The 22,992-nt window shown below is 73.2% G+C and carries 18 protein-coding genes and 1 pseudogene; 8 read left to right on the top strand and 11 right to left on the bottom strand.

Going from position 1 to position 22,992, the window contains the following annotated elements; genetic code table 11:
* Positions 1-122: 122 nt before the first annotated feature.
* The 4 genes from ACGFQC_RS01340 to ACGFQC_RS01325 all read right to left on the bottom strand — a co-directional run bounded on the left by ACGFQC_RS01340 (position 123) and on the right by ACGFQC_RS01325 (position 6,823).
* Positions 123-1,622, bottom strand: a complete 1,500-nt coding sequence (locus ACGFQC_RS01340; protein ID WP_363088362.1) for a von Willebrand factor type A domain-containing protein — start codon at positions 1,620-1,622, stop codon at positions 123-125.
* Between the two features lie 147 nt (positions 1,623-1,769).
* Positions 1,770-2,630 carry an ABC transporter permease gene (locus ACGFQC_RS01335; RefSeq protein ID WP_363088609.1) on the bottom strand — a complete coding sequence of 287 codons (861 nt, stop codon included), beginning with the start codon at positions 2,628-2,630 and terminating at the stop codon, positions 1,770-1,772.
* Positions 2,631-2,668: 38 nt separating this feature from the next.
* A complete protein-coding gene (locus ACGFQC_RS01330) occupies positions 2,669-5,299 on the bottom strand; it encodes a CocE/NonD family hydrolase (protein ID WP_363088363.1) in 2,631 nt (876 codons plus the stop codon).
* Positions 5,300-5,410: 111 nt separating this feature from the next.
* On the bottom strand, positions 5,411-6,823 hold the full coding sequence (locus ACGFQC_RS01325) for an APC family permease (RefSeq protein ID WP_363088364.1): 1,413 nt from the start codon (positions 6,821-6,823) through the stop codon (positions 5,411-5,413).
* Positions 6,824-7,156: 333 nt separating this feature from the next.
* On the opposite strand from ACGFQC_RS01325, the gene ACGFQC_RS01320 reads away from it, so the two are divergent.
* The gene (locus ACGFQC_RS01320) at positions 7,157-8,002 is read left to right on the top strand and encodes a hypothetical protein (RefSeq protein ID WP_363088365.1); all 846 of its coding nucleotides are present in this window, start codon (positions 7,157-7,159) and stop codon (positions 8,000-8,002) included.
* 49 nt (positions 8,003-8,051) lie between these two features.
* Here the strand turns inward: ACGFQC_RS01320 and mmsA are convergent, their stop codons facing one another.
* The 5 genes from mmsA to iolC form a co-directional block, all read right to left on the bottom strand.
* On the bottom strand, positions 8,052-9,554 hold the full coding sequence (gene mmsA / locus ACGFQC_RS01315) for a CoA-acylating methylmalonate-semialdehyde dehydrogenase (protein ID WP_363088366.1): 1,503 nt from the start codon (positions 9,552-9,554) through the stop codon (positions 8,052-8,054).
* 14 nt (positions 9,555-9,568) lie between these two features.
* Positions 9,569-11,446 carry a 3D-(3,5/4)-trihydroxycyclohexane-1,2-dione acylhydrolase (decyclizing) gene (iolD, locus tag ACGFQC_RS01310; RefSeq protein WP_363088367.1) on the bottom strand — a complete coding sequence of 626 codons (1,878 nt, stop codon included), beginning with the start codon at positions 11,444-11,446 and terminating at the stop codon, positions 9,569-9,571.
* Entirely contained in the window at positions 11,443-12,264 is an 822-nt protein-coding gene (gene iolB, locus ACGFQC_RS01305; protein ID WP_363088368.1) for a 5-deoxy-glucuronate isomerase, read from the bottom strand. Before iolB ends, iolD begins: the two co-directional genes overlap by 4 nt.
* A 124-nt stretch (positions 12,265-12,388) precedes the next feature.
* Complete coding sequence (locus ACGFQC_RS01300) at positions 12,389-13,318, bottom strand: deoxyribose-phosphate aldolase (RefSeq protein ID WP_363088610.1); 930 nt, start codon at positions 13,316-13,318, stop codon at positions 12,389-12,391.
* A gap of 86 nt (positions 13,319-13,404) precedes the next feature.
* On the bottom strand, positions 13,405-14,355 hold the full coding sequence (gene iolC, locus ACGFQC_RS01295; RefSeq protein ID WP_363088369.1) for a 5-dehydro-2-deoxygluconokinase: 951 nt from the start codon (positions 14,353-14,355) through the stop codon (positions 13,405-13,407).
* Between the two features lie 124 nt (positions 14,356-14,479).
* On the opposite strand from iolC, the gene ACGFQC_RS01290 reads away from it, so the two are divergent.
* From ACGFQC_RS01290 to ACGFQC_RS01280, 3 genes are all read left to right on the top strand, one after another.
* Positions 14,480-15,397: a sugar phosphate isomerase/epimerase gene (locus ACGFQC_RS01290; RefSeq protein WP_363088370.1), complete on the top strand. Its 918-nt coding sequence runs from the start codon at positions 14,480-14,482 to the stop codon at positions 15,395-15,397.
* A gap of 395 nt (positions 15,398-15,792) precedes the next feature.
* Positions 15,793-15,990 carry a MerR family transcriptional regulator gene (locus ACGFQC_RS01285; protein WP_363088371.1) on the top strand — a complete coding sequence of 66 codons (198 nt, stop codon included), beginning with the start codon at positions 15,793-15,795 and terminating at the stop codon, positions 15,988-15,990.
* Positions 15,991-16,072: 82 nt separating this feature from the next.
* The gene (locus ACGFQC_RS01280; protein ID WP_363088372.1) at positions 16,073-16,663 is read left to right on the top strand and encodes a GNAT family protein; all 591 of its coding nucleotides are present in this window, start codon (positions 16,073-16,075) and stop codon (positions 16,661-16,663) included.
* Here ACGFQC_RS01280 and ACGFQC_RS01275 read toward each other — a convergent pair.
* Positions 16,644-17,687: a zinc-dependent alcohol dehydrogenase family protein gene (locus tag ACGFQC_RS01275; protein WP_363088373.1), complete on the bottom strand. Its 1,044-nt coding sequence runs from the start codon at positions 17,685-17,687 to the stop codon at positions 16,644-16,646. The genes ACGFQC_RS01280 and ACGFQC_RS01275 overlap by 20 nt on opposite strands.
* A gap of 279 nt (positions 17,688-17,966) precedes the next feature.
* A complete protein-coding gene (locus ACGFQC_RS01270; protein WP_363088374.1) occupies positions 17,967-20,180 on the bottom strand; it encodes an MMPL family transporter in 2,214 nt (737 codons plus the stop codon).
* Positions 20,181-20,354: 174 nt separating this feature from the next.
* On the opposite strand from ACGFQC_RS01270, the gene ACGFQC_RS01265 reads away from it, so the two are divergent.
* The 4 genes and pseudogenes from ACGFQC_RS01265 to ACGFQC_RS01250 all read left to right on the top strand — a co-directional run.
* Positions 20,355-21,053: a TetR family transcriptional regulator gene (locus ACGFQC_RS01265; RefSeq protein ID WP_363088375.1), complete on the top strand. Its 699-nt coding sequence runs from the start codon at positions 20,355-20,357 to the stop codon at positions 21,051-21,053.
* Positions 21,054-21,184: 131 nt separating this feature from the next.
* Positions 21,185-21,424 (top strand): heavy-metal-associated domain-containing protein, encoded by a 240-nt coding sequence (locus ACGFQC_RS01260; RefSeq protein WP_363088376.1) that lies wholly within the window; start codon positions 21,185-21,187, stop codon positions 21,422-21,424.
* Between the two features lie 145 nt (positions 21,425-21,569).
* Positions 21,570-22,079 carry a heavy metal translocating P-type ATPase gene (locus ACGFQC_RS01255; protein WP_393287809.1) on the top strand — a complete coding sequence of 170 codons (510 nt, stop codon included), beginning with the start codon at positions 21,570-21,572 and terminating at the stop codon, positions 22,077-22,079.
* A pseudogene (locus ACGFQC_RS01250) lies at positions 22,004-22,304 on the top strand (heavy metal translocating P-type ATPase); the annotation flags it as partial. The gene ACGFQC_RS01255 and the pseudogene ACGFQC_RS01250, both read left to right, overlap by 76 nt.
* Positions 22,305-22,992 lie beyond the last annotated feature (688 nt).

The following is a 22,992-nucleotide window of genomic DNA, read 5'->3' as shown; positions in this document are numbered from 1 at the left end:
GGGGGGCGGGCCCCCCCGCCCCCCCCCCCGCGGGCGGGCCGCCCCCCCCCCCCGCCCCGCGGGGGGGGGGGGGGGGGGGCCCGGCTGGGGCCCCCCCCCCCCCCCCCCCCCCCCCCCCGCGGCTACCGGCCGCCGTCCCGGCGGGCCAGGTCGATCATGTCGGCGAGGCGGCCGACCTCCGGGTCCTCGGTCCGCTTCGCCAGGGTGCGGGCCGTCCTGCCGAGTTCGGTGAGGGACGGGGCGCCGGGCAGGGTGCCGAAACCGTCTTCACCGGCGCGCAGGGCGTCGGCGAAGTAGGCGGCGGTGGCGGCGACCTGGAAACGGGCGGGGGCGCTCGGCAGGTCCCGGTGCAGGGCGCCCGTCTCCACCTGGCCCGAGGACTCGTGCGGGGTGCGGGTGGCGGGGTCGAGCCAGCGGACGGTGGCCGTGGCGAGGTGGCCCTCGGCGTCGGGCCGGGTGCGGACGGCGTACAGCGCGGTGACCGTGTGGCCGGGGCCGACCTCGCCGCCGTCGACGCCGTCGTCGCGGAAGTCGTCGTCGGCGACCCGGCGGTTGTCGTAGCCGACGAGGCGGAACTCCTCGACCGTGCGCGGGTCGAAGGCGACCTGGGCCTTGGCGTCGCGGGCGGTCAGGTCGACGTGGAGCGGGAGTTCCTCGCAGAAGACCTTCTCGGCGTCGGCGTCGTCCGAGACGTAGGTGGTGTGGCCGTCGCCCCGGTCGGCGAGTCGTTCCATCAGGGCGTCGCCGTAGTCGCTGCCGACGCCGACGCCGAAGAGGGTGATGCCGTGGTCGCGGCGGGCGCCCGCGACGCGTTCCAGGATGGTGTCGGCGTCGGTGTCGCCGGTGTTGGCGAGGGCGTCGGAGACGAGGACGACACGGTTGGTGGCGCCTTCGCGCAGGCCCTCGACGGCGGTGGCGTAGCCGGTCTCGACGCCGGCGCCGAGGTTGGTGGAGTCGGTCGGCTCCAGGCTGTCGACGGCGTCGTGGACGCGGCCGCGGCGGTCGCCGAGGCGGGTCATCGGCAGCACGGTCTCGGCCTCGCCGCTGAAGGTGACGAGGGCGACGGAGTCGTCGTCGCGCAGCCGGTCGGTCATCGTGCCGAGGGAGGTCTTGGCGAGGTCGAGGCGTCCGGGTTCGGCCATCGAGCCGGAGATGTCGATCACGAAGGTGAGGGCGGCGGGCGGGCGGTCGCCGGTGGCGGTCGTGGCGCGGGTGGCGAGGCCGACGCGCAGGAGGGACCAGTCCTCGCCGGTGCGGGCGCCGTCGACGGTCACCGAGAAGCCGTTGCCGTCGGGGCGTTCGTAGTCCTGTCGGAAGCTGTTGACGAACTCCTCGGGGCGGATCGTCGACGGGTCGGGGCGGTCGCCGTCGGCGAGGGCGCGGCGGGCGTAGCCGTAGGAGGCGGTGTCGACGTCCAGGGCGAAGGTCGAGAGGTGGTCCCGGGCGGGCTCCCGCTCCTGGTCCCACGGGGCGGTGTCGCCGTCGGCGGGGGCGGGGAAGCCCTCGCCGCGCTCGGTGCTGTCGGTGCTGCCGTGCGGGCCGCTCGCGCCGCAGCCGGTGAGCAGCACCAGTGCGGCGGCCGTGCCCGCGAGCAGTCCCCGGATGCGGTGGGTCGTCTCCATCTGTGTTTCCCCCTGTGGTCGTTGACGTCGACGTATGTGACTGTGACGCCACCGGGGGCCCGAACGTGCGGCACGGGGTGTTGCGGATGGGTCTCGAAGGGGGCACGACGGGCGGCCGTCGAGACCGGTGGGTGATCTTCCGGATGTCTACGAGACGATGTCCTTGCGGGCGAAGCCGCGGAAGGCCAGGGCGAACAGGACGAGCGCGTACGTCACCGAGACGACGGTGCCCTGGATCATGCCCGCGTACTCGGGGGTGGGCTGGAGGGCGTCGGCCCACGCGAACTGCCAGTGCGCGGGCAGGAAGTCGCGCCAGTCGCCGAGGGCGGTGACGGCGTCGAGGACGTTGCCGACGATGGTCAGGCCGACCGCGCCGCCGACCGCGCCGAGCGGGGCGTCGGTCCTCGTCGACAGCCAGAACGCGAGCCCGGCGGTGACCAGCTGGGACACGAAGACGTATCCGACGATCACCACGAGCCGCTGGGCGGCGGTGCCCGCGTCGAGGGCGCCGCCGGTGGGGATCGCCAGGGGGCCCCAGCCGTAGGCGGCGGTGCCGACGGCGAGGGCGACCAGCGGCAGCAGGACCATCGCGGCCAGGCTCAGGCCGAGTCCGACGACGAGCTTGGACCACAGCAGGCGGGCGCGCGGGACGGGGGCGGCGAGGAGGTAGCGCAGGGAGGACCAGCCGGCCTCCGAGGCCACGGTGTCGCCGCAGAACAGGGCCACGGGAATGACCAGCAGGAAGCCCGCGGAGACGAACAGGTTGACCGCGGCGAAGTTGGCTCCGGACGCGGTGGCCGTGTCCATCAGGTTCACCCGGTCGCCGCCCTCGCCGGGTTCGCCGCCGATCGCGAAGGCGACGACCAGGACGAACGGCAGGGCGGCCAGGATCGCGCCCATGACCAGGGTGCGGCGGCGCTTGAGCTGGCGGGCCAGTTCGACGCGCAGCGGCAGGGTGCGCGCGGCGCGGTAGCCGGAGGCGGTGGCGGTGGCGGTGGCGACGGGCACGGTGTGTCCGGTGTGCCGGTCCGGCTCGGTCGTCGTGCTCACGCGGAGCCTCCGATCAGGGTGAGGAAGGCGTCTTCCAGGCGGCGGTGCGGGCCGACCGACCGGACGGGCACGTCGAGCCGCACCAGTTCGGCGACCAGGTGCGGGGCGCTGCCGTCGGCGTCGAGGCGGACGAGGAGTCCGTCGTCGGTGCGGACGGCCGAGGCGACGCCGGGCAGCGCGGCCACCTTCTCCGCGACCGGTTCCTCCACGGGGTGGGCGGTGCCGACGAGGAGGGTGTCGCCGGAGCCGACGATCACGCCGACCGGGCCCGCCTGGACGAGTCGGCCGCGGTCCATGACCACGAGGTGCGTGCAGGTCTGCTCGACCTCCGCCAGCAGGTGGCTGGAGACGATCACCGTGCGGCCGGCGGCGGCGTAGCGGATCATCACCTCGCGCATCTCGCGGATCTGGGGCGGGTCCAGGCCGTTGGTCGGTTCGTCGAGGATGAGCAGGTCGGGCAGGCCGAGCATGGCCTGGGCGATGGCCAGGCGCTGGCGCATGCCCTGCGAGTAGGTGCGCACGGCGCGGGCCAGGGCGTCGCCGAGGCCGGCGATCTCCAGGGCCTCGTCCAGGTGGGCGTCCTCGGCCGGACGGCCGGTGGCCTGCCAGTACAGCTCCAGGTTCTGCCGGCCGGACAGGTGGGGGAGGAAGCCGGCGCCCTCGACGAAGGCGCCGACGCGGGAGAGGACGGGGGCGCCGGGGCGGATGGCGTGGCCGAAGACGCGGATCTCGCCGCCGTCGGGCTTGATGAGGCCCATCAGCATGCGCAGGGTGGTCGTCTTGCCGGCGCCGTTGGGGCCGAGCAGGCCGAGGACCTGGCCCTTCTCGACGCGGAAGGAGAGGTCGCGGACGCTGTAGCGGTCGCCGCCCGCGTACTTCTTGCTCAGGTCGGTGATCTGGAGCGGGACCTCGGCCAGCTCCGGGTCGGGGGCGGGGGCCGCGGTGCGGCGGCGGCCCGTGACCAGCAGGGCCAGGGCGAGGCCCGCGCCCGCGAGGGGCAGCCACCACACCCAGGACGGCAGCGGGGCGGCCGCGGTGCTCACGCCGGCGGCGGTGGGCACCTCCAGGTCGCCCTTCAGGGAGACGGTGTACGTCGCCGGGGCGGCCGGGGAGGCGTAGCCGAGGTCGGTGGAGGCCAGGACCAGGCGCAGGCGGTGGCCCTTGTCGACCTCGTGGTCGATGGCCGGGAGGGTGAGCGTCACGTCCTTGCCGGCCTTGGCGCCCTCGACGCGGACCGGGGCGACCAGCTGGGAGGGCAGCACCTGCTGCCGGCCGTCCGGGCCGACGTCGTAGACCTTGCCGAACAGGACGGCGTCCTCGCTGGTCGACCTGACGTGGACGGTGGCCTTCGGGGAGCCGGTGACGCGCAGGTCCGCGGTGAGGGGGGCGGAGGTGAAGGCGGCGAACTGGCCGGGGAAGTCGAGGGAGACGCCGACGCCGAGGGAGGACAGCCGGGAGAGGCCGCCGCCGCCGAGTCCCGGCAGGGCGGAGACGGCGGGCGGGCTGGCGCCGGGCGGGTTGGCGAAGGACTGCTCGCGGCCGGTGAGGGCGATCGGGCGGGTGCCGGCGGTGAGGCCGGGGTAGGTGTCGTCGCTCGCGCCGCGCAGGAGGGCGGCGCCGTCGGTGGAGTCGACGCCTCCGGTGCGGGTGATCCGGAAGGCGGGGCCGGTGTCGGCGCCCTCGTCGTCCTTGAGGTGGCGGTCGAACCAGGAGGTGACGCGGGCCTGGACGCGGCTCGCCTCCAGGTCGCCGCCGTCGTGGCCGCCCGCGATCCAGTCGACGTCGACGGGGGCGCCGTTCGCGCGGATCGCCTTGGCGGCCGCGTCGGACTGGGCGAGGGTGAAGAGGGAGTCGGTCTGTCCCTGGAGCAGCAGGGTGGGCACCTTGACGCGGTCGCCGACGGCGGACGGGGAGCGCTCCTCGAGGAGCGCGCGGGCGGCGGCGTCGGGGGTGCCGGACTCGGCGACCCGCTCGTACATCGCGCACAGCGCGGGCTCGAACCTGGCGCAGCCGCCGCCGCTGTTGAAGAAGACGCCGGTCCACAGCTTCTTGAACACGCCGCCGGGGAACAGGGCGTCGGCGAGGTTCCAGTAGGTGATGGCGGGGGCGATGGCGTCGACGCGGTCGTCGTGTCCGGCGGCCAGCAGGGAGATCGCGCCGCCGTAGGAGGCGCCGGCCAGGCCCACGCGCGGGTCGCCGGCCTTGTCGAGCCGGACCTGGGGCTGCTTGGCCACCCAGTCGATCAGCCGGGAGACGTCGGCGACCTCGCCCTCGGGGTCGTTCAGTCCGATCTTCCCGGTGGACCCGCCGAAGCCGCGTGCGGACCAGGTCAGTACCGCGTAGCCGTCGGCGGCCAGGTCCTCCGCCTGCTCGCGGACGTCCTCCTTGCTGCCGCCGAAGCCGTGTCCGAGCAGGACGGCGGGGCGGCGGCCGGAGCCGCCGGAGGTGAACCAGGAGGTGTCCAGGCGCACGCCGTTCACGGCCATGACCTGGTCGGCGCGGTGCACGGGGGGCGCGTCGTCCGAGGCCACGGCCGTCCAGGTGCCGCCGGCGGCGAGCACGGCGACGGCGGCCGCGGCGGCGATGATCCGCCGCGGCCGCCGCGGTCCGCGCAGTCGAAGATCCATGCGTCAACGGTACGGGGTGAAACTGTCGGGAAGTTGTCGACCGGAGGCCGAACTCCGCGACCTCCCGTGGGTGTACGGCGGGGCGCCGGCGTACACCAGGCGCGGTACGGGTCAGTCCCGCGCGTCCTCCGGGACCGACACCAGCCAGCGGGTGCCGGGGCGGGGCCGGAGGTAGAACGCCCAGTAGAGGGTGGCCGCGACGGTGATGCCGCCGGTCCACAGGAGGTGGACGGTCTCCTGCCGGGTCAGGACGTAGGCCAGGACCACGATCAGGAGGGCCGGGACGACCGGCCACAGGGGCATGCGCCAGGCGTGCGTGTGGCGGTGGTCGCCGCGGCGGGAGAGCAGCGCGGCGACCGCGACGAGCAGGTACATGCCGGTCACGGAGACGCCGGTGACCCCGTACAGGGTGTCCAGGTCGACGAAGCAGAGCAGGGCGCCGGGGACGCCGACGGCGAGGGTGGCCACCCACGGGGAGCCGAAGCGGCCGAGCTGGGAGAAGACGGTGTTGACCGGCTGCGGCCAGGCCTTGTCGCGGGCGGAGGCGAACAGGACGCGGGAGTTCTGGATCACCATGACGATGCCGGCGTTCACGATGGCGAGGGCCACGCAGAGGCTGACGAAGGTGCCGACGGCGGAGTTGGACCAGGCGGTCACCATGGCGCCGATGTCGCCGCCGGTCAGCTCGGTGAGGTCGGGGGCGCCGAGGGTGATGCCGACGACCGGGACCAGGATGATCACGGTGGAGATGGCGAGGGTGGCCAGGACCGTGCGGGCGACGTTGCGGCGCGGGTTCTCCAGTTCCTCGGACAGGTAGACGGCGGTGGAGAAGCCCTGGGTGACGAAGAGGGCGATGGCGAGGCCGGAGACGATCAGCATGGCCGTCACGGTGTCGGCGTGGCCGTCCGCGCCCGCGACCTCCAGGGAGAGCAGGCTGCCGGCGCCGCGCTCACCGTGCGCGAAGCCCAGCACCGCGACCACGGCCGCCGCGATGACCTCCAGGACCAGGAAGACGCCGGTGATCCAGGCGTTGGCGCGCAGGTCGAGCAGGCCCGCGAGGGTGGCGAGCAGCATCACGGCGGCGCCGGCCAGCGACGGGTCGAGGTGGACGACGGGGGCCAGGTAGTCGGCCGTGCCCATGGCGATCACCGGCGGAACGATCATCACGACCAGGAGGGAGAGGACGAACACCAGCCAGCCCGCCAGCCGCCCGGCCATCGTGGAGACCATCGCGTACTCGCCGCCCGCGCTGGGGATGAGGGTGCCCAGTTCCGAGTAGCAGAACGCCACCGCGACACAGAGGAGGGAGCCGATCGCGATCGTGAGGGCGGTCGCGGTGCCGAGCGAACCGAACAGGTCGGGCACGACGACGAACAGGGTGGACGCGGGGGTCACGCAGGACAGGGTCAGCAGGGTGCCGCCGACCACTCCGATGGAACGCTTGAGCTTCTGGGGGCCGTCCTGGGCGCCGGGGACGGCGGTCCCGCCGGCGAGGGCCTGGGCGGGGCGGAGCGTGTCGGTCATGGAGTTCCGATCGACTGGTGCGGCGAGGTTCGGTCGGGAGCGCTATCGCCTCCGGCGGCTGGGGTGGTACTCGTTGTGGCCGCTCCCGGCGCTGCATGGAACCCCGACGAAAACCGCCGCGTCAATGGGTGTTCATCTACGGAATTCGTTGATCTCAAGCGATTCGATGGAGGTATTCCGCAGTGATGGGCAAGCCCCGAAGGGGAGGTGGGGCGTGCGGGAACCGTAGGGGGAGGGGGCGAAAAAACGTGCCGCCGTCCGCTGTCCGGACGTGTCGGTGGGGGCCGCTAGTGTCTGCGACACAGTCGATTCACAGCAACGGGGTGGGGACGAATGAAGGTCAAGTACACCGCTGCCCGGGTGGGGTTCACGGCGGCGGCGCTGGTGGCGGCCACCGGGTGCAGCTCCGACCCGGTCGGGGACACCGCGCGCAAGGCGGCCGAGGTGGCCGACGGCTCCGAGCAGATCATGGCGGCGCTCACGCGCGCGACGGACCGGACCGAGCGGCTCGGCTCGGCCGAGGTCAGGATGACCACCGACGTGGGCACCGGTGCGCCGGTCACCATGGAGGGCACCTACTCCTGGGGCGACGGGTACGCGTTCGACGTCGAGATGGACACCGCCGCCGCGCAGATGCAGCAGCTCCAGGACGCTCCGACGATGCGCATGCTGTTCGTCGACGGCGCGTACTACTACGACGTCGACCCGCAGGCCTCCGGCCCCCTGGAGGGCAAGGAGTGGATGAAGGTCGACGGCTCCGCCGTCTTCGGCGAGCAGGGCGCGCAGGCGCTCAGCGGCAGCAGCGGCAGCCCCTCGGCGTCCATGAAGGGCCTGAAGTACGCGAACGACGTCGAGGACCTCGGCGAGGAGACGGTGAACGGCAAGAGCGCGACCCACTACCGGGCCGTGATCGACCAGGACCGGATGGGTCAGTTCAAGGAGGTCTACGGCGACCAGGAGAGCCTCTTCGGCGAGGTGACCGGCGGCGCCACCTCGATCACCATGGAGGTCTGGGTCGGCGCCGGGGACCTGCCGGTCCGCCTGGTGCAGGAGTTCGGCGCCATGAAGGTCACCATGGACTTCGACAAGTTCGGCGAGACGGCCGCGGTGGCGGCCCCGCCGGCCGCGCAGACCGGCGACCTCACCGAGGCGCTCGAGGAGGCCGGCGCGGCGCGGTGACACGGCGGTGCCCCGCCCCCGCGAGGGGACGGGGCACCGGGCCGCCGGGTCAGTGGTTGCGCGGGAAGCCCAGGTCGACGCCGGCCGGGGCGTCGGCCGGGTCCGGCCAGCGGGTGGTGACGACCTTGCCGCGGGTGTAGAAGTGCGTGCCGTCGTTGCCGTAGATGTGGTGGTCGCCGAAGAGGGAGTCCTTCCAGCCGCCGAAGCTGTGGTAGCCGACGGGGACCGGGATCGGGACGTTCACGCCGACCATGCCGGCCTCGATCTCCAGCTGGAAGCGGCGGGCGGCGCCGCCGTCGCGGGTGAAGATCGCGGTGCCGTTGCCGAAGGGCGACGCGTTGATCAGCGCCACGCCCTCGTCGTAGGTGTCCACGCGCAGGACGCACAGGACGGGGCCGAAGATCTCGTCCTGGTAGGCCTTCGCGGTGGTCGGCACCTTGTCGAGCAGCGAGATGCCGATCCAGTGGCCGTCCTCGAAGCCGTCGACGGTGTGGCCGGTGCCGTCCAGGACGACCTCGGCCCCCTCGGCGGCCGCGCCCTCGACGTACGACGCCACCTTGTCGCGGTGGGCCCTGGTGATGAGCGGGCCCATCTCGGAGGCCGGGTCGTTGCCGGGACCGATCTTGATCTTCTCGGCGCGCTCGCGGATCTTCGCCACCAGCTCGTCGCCGATCGCGCCGACCGCGACCACGGCCGAGATGGCCATGCAGCGCTCGCCGGCCGAACCGTAGGCCGCGCTGACCGCCGCGTCCGCCGCCGCGTCCAGGTCGGCGTCCGGGAGGACCAGCATGTGGTTCTTGGCGCCGCCCAGGGCCTGGACGCGCTTGTGGTTGGCCGAGGCCGTGGTGTGGATGTACCGGGCGATCGGGGTCGATCCGACGAAGGAGACGGCCTTGACGTCCGGGTGCTCCAGGAGCCGGTCCACGGCGACCTTGTCACCGTGCACGACGTTGAAGACGCCGTCCGGCAGGCCGGCCTCCGCGAGCAGCTCGGCGAGCTTCAGGGACGCCGACGGGTCCTTCTCGCTCGGCTTGAGCACGAAGGTGTTGCCGCACGCGATGGCGATCGGGAACATCCACATCGGCACCATGGCCGGGAAGTTGAACGGCGTGATGCCGGCGACGACGCCCAGCGGCTGCCGGATCGACGACACGTCCACGCGGCTGGCGACCTGCGTGGACAGCTCGCCCTTCAGCTGGACGCTGATGCCGCAGGCCAGGTCGACGATCTCCAGGCCGCGGGCGACCTCGCCGAGGGCGTCGGAGTGCACCTTGCCGTGCTCGGCGGTGATCAGCTCGGCGATCGCGTCACGGTTGGCGTCGAGCAGGGCGCGGAAGCGGAAGAGGATCTCCGTCCGCCTGGCCAGCGAGGACTGACCCCAGGTGGCGTAGGCGTCCTTGGCGGCGGCCACGGCGGCGTCGACCTCGTCGACCGTCGCGAACGCGACCTTGGTGGTGACCGCGCCGGTCGCCGGGTCGGTGACCGGCCCGTACGTGCCCGACGCGCCTTCGACGGACTTGCCGCCGATCCAGTGGTTGACGATCTTCGTCATGACCGAGTGCTCCTTCACAGATGGCGGCGTCGGGTCGAGACGTGCCGTTCGTACAGCTCACGGGCCTTCACCGCGGACGCTCGGGTCGCGGTCTCGGCCACGGGTACATCCCACCAGGCCTGCGCCGGAGGCGCGCCCGACACAGTGTCTGCCGTTCGGGTCTCGACGTAGACACAAGTGGGAGTGTCGGCGGCGCGCGCCTCGGCGAGGGCCTCGCGCAGGTCGCGGACGGTCCTCGCGCGCAGGACGCGCATGCCGAGGCTGGCCGCGTTGGCGGCGAGGTCGACGGGGAGCGGGGCGCCGGTGAACATCCCGTCGTCGGCCCGGTAGCGGTAGGCGGTGCCGTAGCGCTCGCCGCCGGTCTCCTCGGACAGGCCTCCGATGGAGGCGTAGCCGTGGTTCTGCACGAGCAGGACCTTGATCGCGATCCCCTCCTGCACGGCCGTGACGATCTCCGTCGGCATCATCAGGTAGGTGCCGTCGCCGACCAGCGCCCACACCGGCCGGTCGGGCGCGGCGAGCTTCACGCCGATCGCGGCCGGGATCTCGTAGCCCATGCAGGAGTAGCCGTACTCCAGGTGGTACTGGTCGCGCGAGCGGGCCCGCCACAGCTTGTGCAGGTCGCCGGGGAGCGAACCGGCCGCGTTGATGATCACGTCCGACTCGTCGACGATCGCGTCCAGCGCGCCGAGCACCTGCGGCTGCGTCGGGCGTGCGTCGGGCTCCTCGGCCTCGTAGCAGGCGTCGACGCGCTGCTCCCAGCGCTCCTTGTCCTCGCCGTACTCGGCGAGGTAGGCGTCCGCGACGCGGTGGCCGTGCATGCCGAGGGCCTCGGTCAGCTCCTGGAGGCCGCTGCGGGCGTCCGCGACGAGCGGCATGCCGGCCATCTTGTGGCCGTCGTAGGGCGCGATGTTCAGGTTGAGGAAGCGGACGCCGGGGCGGCCGAAGAGGGTGCTGGAGGCCGTGGTGAAGTCGGTCCAGCGGGTGCCGACGCCGATCACCAGGTCGGCGGCGCGGGCCAGTTCGTCCGCCGTCGCGGTGCCGGTGTGGCCGACGCCGCCGACGTCCTGGGGGTGGTCGTGGCGCAGCGAGCCCTTGCCGGCCTGGGTGGAGGCGACCGGGATGCCGGTGGCGGCGGCGAACTCGGCGAGGGCCTCCTCTGCGCGGCTGTGGTGGACGCCGCCGCCCGCGACGAGCAGGGGGCGCTCCGCCGCGCGGATCGCGGTGACCGCCTCGGCGAGTTCGCCGGGGTCCGCGCCCGGGCGCCGTACGGCCCAGACGCGCTCGGCGAAGAACTCCTCGGGCCAGTCGTAGGCCTCGGCCTGGACGTCCTGGGGCAGCGCGAGGGTGACCGCGCCGGTCTCCACCGGGTCCGTCAGCACCCGCATCGCCTGGAGGGCGGCCGGGATCAGGGCCTCGGGGCGGGTGACGCGGTCGAAGTACCTCGACACCGGGCGCAGCGCGTCGTTGACCGACACGTCGCCCGCGTAGGGGACTTCGAGCTGCTGGAGGACGGGGTCGGCGGCGCGGGTCGCGAAGGTGTCGCCGGGCAGGAGGAGGACCGGGAGGTGGTTGATGGTCGCCAGGGCGGCTCCGGTGACCAGGTTGGTCGCGCCGGGGCCGATGGAGGTGGTCACCGCGTGCGTGGAGAGGCGGTTGGACTGGCGGGCGTAGCCGACCGCCGCGTGCACCATGGACTGCTCGTTGCGGCCCTGGTGGTAGGGCATCTCGTCGGCGTACTCGACGAGCGCCTGGCCGAGACCGGCGACGTTGCCGTGGCCGAAGATGCCCCAGGTCGCGCCGATTAGCCGCCGCCGTACGCCGTCGCGCTCGGTGTACTGGGCGGCGAGGAAGCGCACCAGCGCCTGCGCCACGGTGAGCCTGGTGGTCATCGGTAACCCCCTGTGGTCGCGGTGTGGGCCGGGTGGAAGCAGATCCGCCATTCCCGGGTCCCGCCGGGTCCGGCCATGACGTTGAGGTAGTACATGGCGTGGCCGGGCTGGGCGATCGACGGGCCGTGCCAGCCGTCGGGGACCAGGACGGCGTCGCCGGAGCGGACCTCGGCGAGGAGGTCGGAGCCGCCCTCGCGCGAGGGGGACACGCGCTGGTAGCCGAAGCCGTCGGGGCCGTCGATCTCGAAGTAGTAGATCTCCTCCAGCTCCGACTCCTCGCCCGGCCGGTGCTCGTCGTGCTTGTGCGGCGGGTACGAGGACCAGTTGCCGCCGGGGGTGACGACCTCGACGGCGATCAGCTTGTCGCAGTCGAAGGTGTCGGCGGAGGCGAAGTTGCGCACCAGGCGGGCGCAGTTGCCACTGCCGCGTTCCTCGACGGGGACCTCCGGCGCGGGGCCGTAGCGGGCGGGGAGTCGGCGCTCGCACTTCGCTCCTGCCAGGGCGAAGCGGCCTCCCGCACCGGAGGCGATCTGGACCCGGGCGTCGCGGGGAACGTACGCGAAGTCGGTGACCGACGCGAATACGCTTTCCCTGCCCAGGAGTTGGAACTCTTCGTCGGCTGTGCGCACGGTACATCCGCCGTCCAGCGGAAGCACGATCCACTCGCTGTCGCCGGTGCCGAAGCCGTGGGTGCCGCCCGGCGGCAGCTCGACGATCCGCAGACTGCTGTGCGTCCAGCCGGCCCGCTCGGGGCCGATGTCGAGCACGTGCCGCGGGTCGGCGGTGCTGCCGTGCGGAATGTACAACCTGTCGTTCATGCGGCCCTCACTGTTCACGCGCCCCTCACACTCCTCGCCGCCCACACGACCCCCGGGTTCGCCGCGCCGCTCGCGGCCCACGCGGCCTCCGGGTTCGCCGCGACGCTCGCGGCCCACGCGGGCCTCACAGCAGTCCTACGGCGGTGTCCACGGCGGCGGCCACGTCGCCGTCCGCCGGGTAGAGCAGCGAACGGCCGACCACCAGGCCCCGGACGGTGGGGAGCCGCAGCGCCCCGCGCCACTTCTCGTAGGCGCCGTCCTGGTCGTCGCCCACCTCGCCGCCCAGCAGGACGGCGGGGAGCGTGGAGGTCGCCATGACCTCGGCCATGTCGTCGGGGTCGTCGGTGACCGGGACCTTCAGCCAGGTGTAGGCGGAGGTGCCGCCCAGGCCGGAGGCGATGGCGATCGACTTGGTGACGGCCTCGGCGGAGAGGTCGTTGGCCAGCTTTCCGTCCGGGGCGCGCCGGCTGATGAACGGCTCGACGAAGAGGGGCAGCCGGCGGGCCGCCATGTCGTCGATCGCGCGGGCGGTGGACTCCAGCGTGGTGAGCGAGCCCGGGTCGTCGTAGTCGATGCGCAGGAGCAGCTTGCCCGCGTCGAATCCGAGCCGCTCGATGTCCTCGGCGCGGTGGCCGGTGAAGCGGTCGTCGAGTTCGAAGCGGGCGCCCTGCAGGCCGCCGCGGTTCATCGAGCCCATGACGACCTTGCCGTCGAGGGCGCCGAGGAGAAGCAGGTCGTCGAGGATGTCGGCGGTGGCGAGGACGCCGTCCACGCCGGGTCTGCCGAGCGCCAGGCAGAGGCGTTCCAGCAGGTCGGCACGGTTGGCCATGGCCAGTTTGCGGTCGCCGACGCCGAGGGCGCCGCGGGCCGGGTGATCGGCGGCGACGATCATCAGCCGGCCGGTCGTGTCGACGAGCGGGCGGCGGGTGCGGCGGGCGGCGGCCTCGGCTACCGCCTCGGGGCGGTGGGTGCGCAGGCGGACCAGTTCGGAGACGTCGACGGCCGTGGGGGTGGGAGCGGGGGCGGGGATGGGGGTGGGGGCGGAGGTGGGAATGGTCGTGGGGTCGGGAACGGTCGTGGCTGTGGCCGTGGCTGCCGGGCCGGTGTCCGGCGGCGGGGTCGCTCCCCCGCGGCCCGCCCTCACAGCACCGCTCCGGCGGCGAGCGCTTCCTCGATCTCGGCGGGCGTCGGCATGGCGGAGGAGCACTCCAGACGGGAGGCGACGATGGCGCCGGCGGCGTTGGCGTGGCGCATGGTCTTCTCCAGGTCCCAGCCCGCGAGCAGGCCGTGACAGAGGGAGCCCCCGAAGGCGTCGCCGGCCCCGAGGCCGTTGAGGACGTGCACGGGGAGCGGCGGGACCTCGGCACGCTCGCCCGCGCTGCTGACGGCCAGGACGCCCTTGGGGCCCTGCTTGACGACGGCGAGTTCGACCCCGGCGTCGAGGAGGGCGCGGGCGGCGGCGTGCGGGTCGCGCACCCCGGTGGCGACCTCCACCTCGTCCAGGTTGCCCACGGCGACGGTGGTGTGCTTCAGGGCCTCGGCGTAGAAGGGGCGGGCCGCGTCCGGGTCGGACCAGAACATGGGCCGCCAGTCGAGGTCGAACACGGTGGTGCCGGCCTCGGCGCGGTGGGCGAGGGCGGCCAGCGTCGCCGTACGGCTGGGCTCCTCGCTCAGACCGGTGCCGGTGACCCAGAAGACGCGGGCCTCGCGGACGGCGTCGAGGTCGAGGTCGTGGGCGTCGATCTCCAGGTCGGGCGCCTTGGGCCGGCGGTAGAAGTAGAGCGGGAAGTCGTCCGGGGGGAAGACCTCGCAGAAGGTGACGGGGGTCGGCAGGCCGGGGACCGGGGTCACCCAGCGGTCGTCGACTCCGAAGTCGCGCAGGGCCTCGTGGAGGTAGGTGCCGAAGGGGTCGTCGCCGGTGCGGGTGATCACCGCGGTGTTCCGGCCGAGGCGGGCGGCGGCGACCGCGACGTTGGTGGCGGAGCCGCCGAGGAACTTCCCGAAGGACGTGACCTGCGGCAGCGGCACGCCCGTCTGCAACGGGTAGAGGTCCACTCCGATCCGCCCCATGGTGATCAGGTCGTAGGCCATCGAGTTCCCTTCGTATCGGCTCTCCACGGCTTTCTAGTCCCGCACGGTGGGCCCTGTCAATGTTTTGTCCAGACATTCGGACCAGCTCTTGACACCCCTGCGGTCAGACCGCACGCTGACGGCCATGACGTCGTTGTCACCTCAGCCCTCACTTTCCCGCATCCGGGTCGGTTCGGCCCCCGACAGCTGGGGCGTCTGGTTCCCGGACGACCCGCGGCAGGTGCCCTGGCGGCGCTTCCTCGACGAGGTCGCGCTCTCCGGCTACGAGTGGATCGAACTCGGCCCCTACGGCTACCTGCCGACCGACCCCGCCGTCCTCGCCGAGGAGACCGCCAGGCGCGGCCTGAAGGTGTCGGCCGGCACCGTGTTCACGGGGCTGCACCACGGCGAGGCCGTGTGGGAGAAGACCTGGGCGCACGTCGCCGACAACGCGGTGCTCGCGCAGGCCATGGGGGCCCGGCACCTGGTGGTCATCCCGTCCTTCTGGCGGGACGACAGGACCGGCGAGGTGCTGGAGCCGGACACGCTCACGCCCGAGCAGTGGCGCAACCTCACCTCGCTGACCGAGCGGCTCGGCAGGCAGGTGCGGGAGCGGTACGGGCTGCAGATCGTGGTCCACCCGCACGCCGACACCCACATCGACAGCGAGGAGAACGTCGTCCGGTTCCTGGACGGCACCGACTCCGGCCTGGTGTCCCTGTGCCTGGACACCGGGCACTACGCCTACTGCGGCGGCGACAGCGTCAAGCTGATCGAGACCTACGGGGAGCGCATCGGGTACCTGCACCTCAAACAGGTCGACCCGGAGATCCTCGCGCAGGTGCGGGCGCAGGAGGTGCCCTTCGGGCCGGCCGTCGCGCGCGGGGTGATGTGCGAGCCGCCCTCGGGGGTACCGGCCCTGGGGCCCGTGCTGGAGGCCGCGCAGAAGCTGGACGTCGACCTGTTCGCGATCGTGGAGCAGGACATGTACCCGTGCGAGCCGGACGCGCCACTGCCCATCGCCCAGCGGACCCGGGCGTTCCTGCGGTCCTGCGGGGCGTAGGCCGCTGGGGGCGGGCGCCGGACGGGCTCCGGGGCGAGGGCACCCGTCGGTGGCGGGTCCTCGGCGGGACGGATGCGGCGGGACGGGCACGGCGGAACGGATGTGACGAAACGGGCACAGTGGGACGGATGCGGTGGGTACGGCGGGCACGCGGCCGGTCGTCCCGCCCCTCACACCTCTTGGATTCTTTTGTGTCACCCACGTCACGAAAGTCCGCCTTCCGTAACCGATGTCGCGGTTACGCGAGTGCCGCGTCGCACGCTGTCGACAGCCGCTTCCCCTCTGTCACCGCGCGTCGTTGAGCGGGCACAGGCCTGGTGATCGCCAGCGCAGCGCCGGGCTCCCCCCTGGCGGCCTCCCGGCCGCCGCCCCGCACGCGCACGGAGGTGCGTCTCATGACCGACCGAAGGCTCTGGTCCTACAAGGAGATCGCGGCACACATCAAGGTGCAGACGGACACCGTGCGGTCCTACCGCAAGCACGGACTGCTTCCCCCGCCCGACCACGTGGAGGGCGGCAAGCCCTACTGGTACGCCGACACCGTCCGCACCTGGGTCGCCGCGCGGCCCGGCAACCGGGGCCGCCGGGACTGACCGCCCGCCCGGGGACCGTTCCGGGCGGGACCGACCACCCCACCGGAAAACCGTTCCGTGCCCCACCCCCGGGTGGGGCACAGTGCTGTGCACGGACCTCTCCGCCCCCTCCGGCTTCTCCGTCAAACCGCGGCTCACCGGCGGGACGACCGTGCTGCGGCCGTTCACCGAGACGGACGCCGAGATCAGGTGGGAGATCATCAGGGACCCCGAGGGCGTCCGCTTCACCTTCCCGGCGAACGGCGAACTCACCCTGGAGCGGCCGCGCTCCTGGTACGCCACGCGTTCCGCGCAGCCCGACCGCCTCGACCTCGCCGTCACCGACCGGGCCACCGGCGAACTCGTCGGCGAGGTGGTCCTCCACGAGTACGACGCGTACACCCGCACCTGCACCTTCCGCACCCCGATCGGTCCCCGGGGCCGCGACCGCGGACCGGGCACCGAGGCGACCCGCCTGATCGTCGGCCACGGCTTCGGGCACCTGGGCCTGCACCGCATCCAGCTGGAGCCGTACGGCGACAACCCCCGGGCCCGGCGCGTCTACGAGAAGGTCGGCTTCGTGGTGGAGGGCGTACGGCGGGAGGCCGCGCCGCGGGACGGGGGCTGGGTGGACGAGGTACTGATGGCGCTCCTGGACCGGGAGTGGGCCGCCCTCACCGCCACGGCTCGATGACCGTGGCACCGGCGGCCGGCGCCGTCCCCATCGCCGCCAGCGCTTCCGGTACGGCGTCCAGGGCGATCGTGGACGTCACCAGCAGGTCGGGCCGGAGCACGCCCGCCCGGACCAGCTCCAGCATCGGGGGGTAGGCGTGGGCGGCCATGCCGTGGCTGCCGAGCAGTTCCAGCTCCAGGGCGATGGCGCGGGCCAGGGGGACGGGGGTCGTGCCGTCCGCCGAGGGCAGCAGGCCGACCTGGACGTGCCGGCCGCGGCGGCGCAGGCCGTTCACCGAGGCGGCGCAGGTGGCGGGGGAGCCGAGGGCGTCGAGGGAGAGGTGCGCCCCGCCGCCGGTCAGTTCCCGGACCGCCGCAGCGGTGTCCGGGGTGTCCCGCGCGTCCACGCACGCGGCCGCGCCGAACGTCCGCGCCAGGTCCAGGGCTTTCGGAGCGACGTCCACGGCGATGACCCGCGCTCCGGAGGCCGCCGCGATCATCACCGCGGACAGTCCCACCCCGCCGCAGCCGTGCACGGCCACCCACTCCCCCGCCGCGGCCCGGCCCTGCTGCACCACCGCCCGGAACGCGGTGGCGAACCGGCAGCCGAGGCCTGCGGCGGTGGCGTAGGACAGGTCGCCGGGGATCGCGACCAGGTTCACGTCGGCGTGGTCCAGCGCCACGTACTGGGCGAAGGAGCCCCAGTGCGTGAAGCCGGGCTGGGTCTGGCGCTCGCAGACCTGGTGGTCGCCCGCCGCGCAGGACGGGCAGCTGCCGCAGCCGCACACGAAGGGCACGGTCACCCGGTCGCCGCGGCTCCACCGGGTGACCCGGGCGCCGGTCTCCTCGACGACGCCTGCGAGCTCGTGGCCCGGGACGTGCGGCAGGGTGATGTCCGGGTCGTGGCCCATCCAGCCGTGCCAGTCGCTGCGGCACAGGCCGGTGGACTCGACGCGGACCACCACGCCGTGGTCGGCGGGCCGCGGATCGGGCACCTCCCGGACCTCGGCCTGCTCCCCGTACCGCTCGAACACCACAGCCCGCATGCGCGACTCCTTACACCCGTCCCGGCCCCGGCCGGTGGTCCCCCCGGCCGGGGGGACCACCGCGAACGCTAAGCGCTCCGCCGGAAGTCCGACAGATCACCCGCAGGTGCGTCATGGCCGGTCGCGCCCCCACGGCGGAGCCGAGCCGCGCGGCGATCGGCTCCGCGGCCCTTCGGGCACCACGGACTCGCACCGGACCTCCTCGAGCCCGCTCGGGTGGTCCCGTCCGGCGGACCGGGTCCCGGGGTGGCACCGGAGACCTGGTCCGCCGGACAGGCCCTACCCGCGCGCGCCCACCGTGTCCCGCTCGGGACGGGGCTGTGGGGCCGGGGCCGGCTCTCCCTCGCTGAGGCCGAACCGCCGGTGGAACCCGCGCAGTGGGGCCGGCGCCCACCAGGTGGCCCTGCCGGTGAGGCGCATGACGGCCGGCACCAGCAGGCTGCGGACGACCATCGCGTCCATCAGGACCGCGAGGGCGATGCCCAGCCCGAGCATCTTGGTGTTGGTGACCCGCGAGGTGCCGATCGCGACCATCACCACGGCCAGGATGACCGCCGCCGCCGTGATCAGACCGCCCGTGCGCTGGAGGCCCAGCCGGACCGCCCCCTCGTGGTCGCCGCCGCGGTCGTACTCCTCCTTGATGCGGGAGAGCAGGAACACGCCGTAGTCCATGGAGAGGCCGAAGGCCACGCAGAACATCAGGACCGGCAGGGTCGTCTCGATGGAGCCGGGGCTGGTGAACCCGAGCAGGCCGGAGAGGTGGCCGTCCTGGAAGACCCACACCACGGCGCCGAACATCGCGGTCAGGCTGAGCGCGTTGAGCAGGACGGCCTGGACCGGTATCAGCACGCTGCCGGTCAGGAGGAACACCAGGAGCAGGGTGACCACGGTGATGAAGACCGCCGCCAGGGGAAGCCGGCCGCCTATCGCGTCCTTGGAGTCGACCAGCACGGCGGCGGCGCCGGTCACCTTGGTGTCGAAGGGCGCCTCGGTGGCGCGCAGGTCTCCCACCAGCCGCTGGGCGGCGTCGTCGACGGCCTCGCCCTCGGGCTGCACCGTGAAGTACGCCGAGTCGCCGTTCACCAGCGGGCCGTCCACGCGCGCGACTTCCGGGAGAGCGGCGACGCGCTCCTTGTAGGCGGCGTACTCGGCCTGCGTGGCCCTGCCCTCGGCGAGGACCTCCAGGCCGCCGCCGGGGGTGCCGGGGAAGCCGTCCCTGAGGTGCTGCTGCACGACGTGGGACTCGGCGGAGGAGGGCAGCTGGCGGTCGTCGGCGGTGCCGAACTTCACTCCCAGGAAGGGCAGCCCGAGCAGGACGAGGACGGCCGTCGTGCCCAGCGCGAAGAAGGGGGCGCGGCGCATGACGAGGGTCGCCGCACGTCCCCAGGCCGCGCCGGCCTCCGTGCCGGGGTCGGTGCCCTTCGCCCGCCCGCGCCGGAACAGGCGGCGCAGGTCGAGGGAGTCGACCCGGTGGCCGAGCAGGACCAGGGCCGCCGGGAGCAGGATCAGCGCGGCGGCCGCGGCCAGCAGGACGACCGCGATGCCGGCGTAGGCGAAGGAGCGCAGGAAGTACTGGGGGAAGACGAGCATCGCGGCCAGCGAGACCGCGACCGTGAGCGCGGAGAACAGCACGGTGCGGCCGGCCGTGCGCAGGGTGGTGCCGATGGCGGCCGCCGGATCGGCGCCGCCGGAGAGTTCCTCGCGGAAGCGGCGGACGATGAACAGGGCGTAGTCGATGGCGAGGCCGAGGCCCAGGGCGGTCGTGAGGTTCATCGCGAAGACGGAGACGTCGGTGAACTCCGTGAGGCCGGCGAGGACCGCGTTGGTGCCGAGGATGGCGACGATGCCGATGCCGAGCGGCAGCAGGGCGGCGACCGCGCTGCCGAAGACCATCACCAGCAGCACGAGTGTGACCGGCAGGGCGATGATCTCGGCGCGGGTGAGATCCTCCTGGATGATCGTCTGCATCTCGTGCCGCACGGCCACGATGCCGCCGATCCTGACCTCCAGCGGGCCCTGGGTGCCGCGGTAGGAGGGGGCGATGCGGTCGAGGGTCTCGCCCATGGTCTTCTCGTCGCCCGTGATGCGGGCGGCGATCACCGCCTCGTGGCCGTCCTCCGCGCGCAGGGCGGGGGACCTGGTCTGCCAGTAGGAGCCGACGCCCACGACGCCCTTCTCGGCCGACAGCCGCTCGGCGAGGCGGGTGGCCTCGGCGGCGACGGCCGGGTCGTCGACCAAGGCGCGACCGGAGTCGACGAGCAGCAGCAGATTGGGCTGGGAGTCGGGGAACTCGCGCTCCAGGGCCTTGGTCGCGTAGGTGGACTCGGCGTCCGGGTCCTCCCAGCCGCCGCTGCCCAGTCTGTCGGCGACCCCGCTGCCCGCCAGCACCGCGAGCACGGTCAGCACCAGTGCGGCGAGCAGTGACAGCCTGGGCCGGGCGGTCACGAAGCGGGTCCAGCCCCCGACCCGCGGCGGACGGTTGACTTCGGTCATCGTGCGGTGTCCCCTCACCCTGATTGGACGTGACCCGTGCCGACATGAGCAGGCAGCATGGGTCACCACTGCCATAGACTGGCAAACACGAGACATCGCTCGCGTTTCACTGGAATCAGAATGCGAGCGGTCACTCGCGTTTGTCAATCGCGTTCGGATAGCTGGGGATAACTCGTGCCCGACACCGCCGAGAACCAGGCGAAGGAACAGCCGGAGCCGGAGAACCAGGCGAAGGAACAGCCGCGCCGCCGCCAGGCCCGCGGCGAGCGCCGGATCGCCCAACTCCTCGAGGCCGCCGCCTCGGTCTTCTGCACCACCGGCTACACGGCCGCGAGCACCAACGCCATCGCCCGCGAGGCCGGGGTCTCCCCCGGGACGCTCTACCAGTTCTTCCCGAACAAGGAAGCGATCGCCATCGAGCTGGGCGACCGGCTGATGCACGAGATGCGCGACGCCTACGGCGAGGCGCTCGCCCCGGTGGACCCCGCCACCCCCCTGGAGGAGGCCGTCGGCGCCGCCGTCGACCGGTTCATCTCCTTCAACTGCGACCACCCGGTGTTCTTCGCCCTCATGCACGGCCCCGACATCCCCGGCCACATCGCCGAGGAGCACGACGCGCTGCACACCACCCTGCTCGCCCGGATCGAGGGGCTGCTCTCCTCGCTGCTGCCCGGCACCTCCCCCGCCGACCTCTCCCGCACCGCGCAGATGTGCCTGGGCCTGTACAAGGCGGGACTGGAGCTGGTCCTCGGCCACGAGGGGGCCGAGCGGGAGGCCTACGTCCAGGAGCTGAAGAACGTCCTCGTCCGCTACCTCGAACCGCTGGTCGGTGAGCGCTCCGGCCGCGGCGAGGCGCCGACGAGGCGTCTTTGAGAAATACCCCCTAGGGGTATAACGTGAAGGGAGTGGAGGCCCTCCAGGACCACCTCGGCCGGTCCGCGGCCGGCTCACGGCCGGCCGGCGGCCGACCATCCAGCCCACCCGCCTCGACGAGGAGCAACGAGATGACCGCCCACACCGACACTCCGGGAACCGTCACCGCCGTCTATCAGGTGAGCGGCATGAGCTGCGGCCACTGCGAGGGCGCCGTCTCCGGCGAGATCTCCCAGCTCCCCGGCGTCACCTCGGTGAAGGCCGTCGCCTCCACCGGTGAGGTCACCGTCGTCTCCGCTGCCGCGCTGGACGACGAGGCCGTGCGCGCCGCCGTCGACGAGGCCGGCTTCGAGCTGGCCGGCCGCGCCTGAGTCATCCCCCGGCAGCGGGCCGTGCCGACCGGTGGACACTGATCGGACACGGCCCGTTCCGCTCCCTGGAGTCACGGACACGTCCAGCACCACCACGGCCCCGAACGCCGCCGGGCCCTCCGAGGTCGAGCTGCTCATCGGCGGGATGACCTGCGCCTCCTGCGCGGCCCGCGTCGAGGAGAAGCTCAACCGCATGGACGGCGTCACCGCGACGGTCGACTACGCGACGGAGAAGGCGCGGATCAGCTACGGCGCCGGGGCGGAGGTCACCGACCTGATCTCGGCCGTCGTCAGGACCGGCCACACCGCCGAGGAGCCCGCACCGCCGGCCCCCGCGACGGCCCCGGAAGGGACGCCGGAGGGGACACCGACCGAGCCGTCCGGGGACCGCGAACTGTCGGCCCTGCGCCACCGCCTCCCGGTCTGCGTCCTGCGTCCTGCGTCCTGCGTCCTGATCATCGCGTGCCCGCGCGCCCTGGGTCTCGCCACCCGACCGCCCTCGTGGTCGGCACCGGGCGGGGCGCCCAGCTCGGCATCCTCATCAAGGGCCCCGAGGTCCTGGGGAACACCCGCCGGGCCGACACCGTCGCGCTCGCCACCGTCGGCCCGGGCCTGGCGATGGGCACGGGCACGGCGATCGAGGCGGGCGATCTGACACTGGTCCGCCGGGACCTGCGGGTCACGGCGGACGCCATCCGGCTGTCCCGGCGGACCCTGGCCGCCATCAAGGGCAACCTGGTGCGGGCCTTCGGCTACAACGTGGCCGCGCTGCCGCCGGCCGCGGCCGGGCCGCTCAACCCGATGCCCGCCGGGGCGGCGATGGCCTTCTCGTCCGTAATTCGTGGTGCCGAACGGTTTGCGGCTGCGGGCGTTCCGCTGACACGGGGCGAAGTGCCGGGAAGTTACCGGTGATTAGGACCAAGTCGAGACCACGGCCCCCCTGGAGTCCGGCGCGAGCCTCACATAAGCTCTTCACAAGGCTCGCGCATCATCCTTACGCTTGGGCCTCGATCGCCGTATCCGGGCTCTTGCGCATCCGACGGGACATGCGCGAGAGACACAGATCACAGTGATGTGAAGGTAACCATCGAAGGGGTTCGACGGTCTAAGTTGGCGATGTCAGGAAGCGTCTTGGGGGGCGCGGACTGACATCTGGGGATGTCTTGGGGGACTTCTCCAGAGATGCGTTGCCGGGGCACGCACACCGGGAGGCTTTGAGCGGCCCTCCCGGCGTGCGTTGTCCCGGCAGACCGCACACGGCAGGAGTACGGCGAGTTCTGCTCGTTCCGCTCAACTCCCGCCGCACGACAATCACATACGGCATCAGCGAATTCAGGCGCTGTGTCCTCCAGACGCCCGGCCGGATCCCGTGGGGGGAATCCGCACCGGGACATGGGAAGGCGCCCTGGTCGTCGGCCCGTGGGGGGACCGACGCACCAGGGCGCCTTCTTCATGCCCGCCGGGCCGTGAGGGCCTCCGTGCCCGCGCGCCATGAGGCGAGTACGGGGCTGCCCTTCCGGACAGCCCCTCGGCCGTGCGCCCGCGCGCCCCGGACAGCGGGGCGCCGG

The organism is Streptomyces sp. NPDC048734, from assembly GCF_043198675.1.
Taxonomy (GTDB): domain Bacteria; phylum Actinomycetota; class Actinomycetes; order Streptomycetales; family Streptomycetaceae; genus Streptomyces.
The sequence above is the reverse complement of the archived record's forward strand: the minus strand, read 5'-3'. Positions and strand labels throughout refer to the sequence as shown.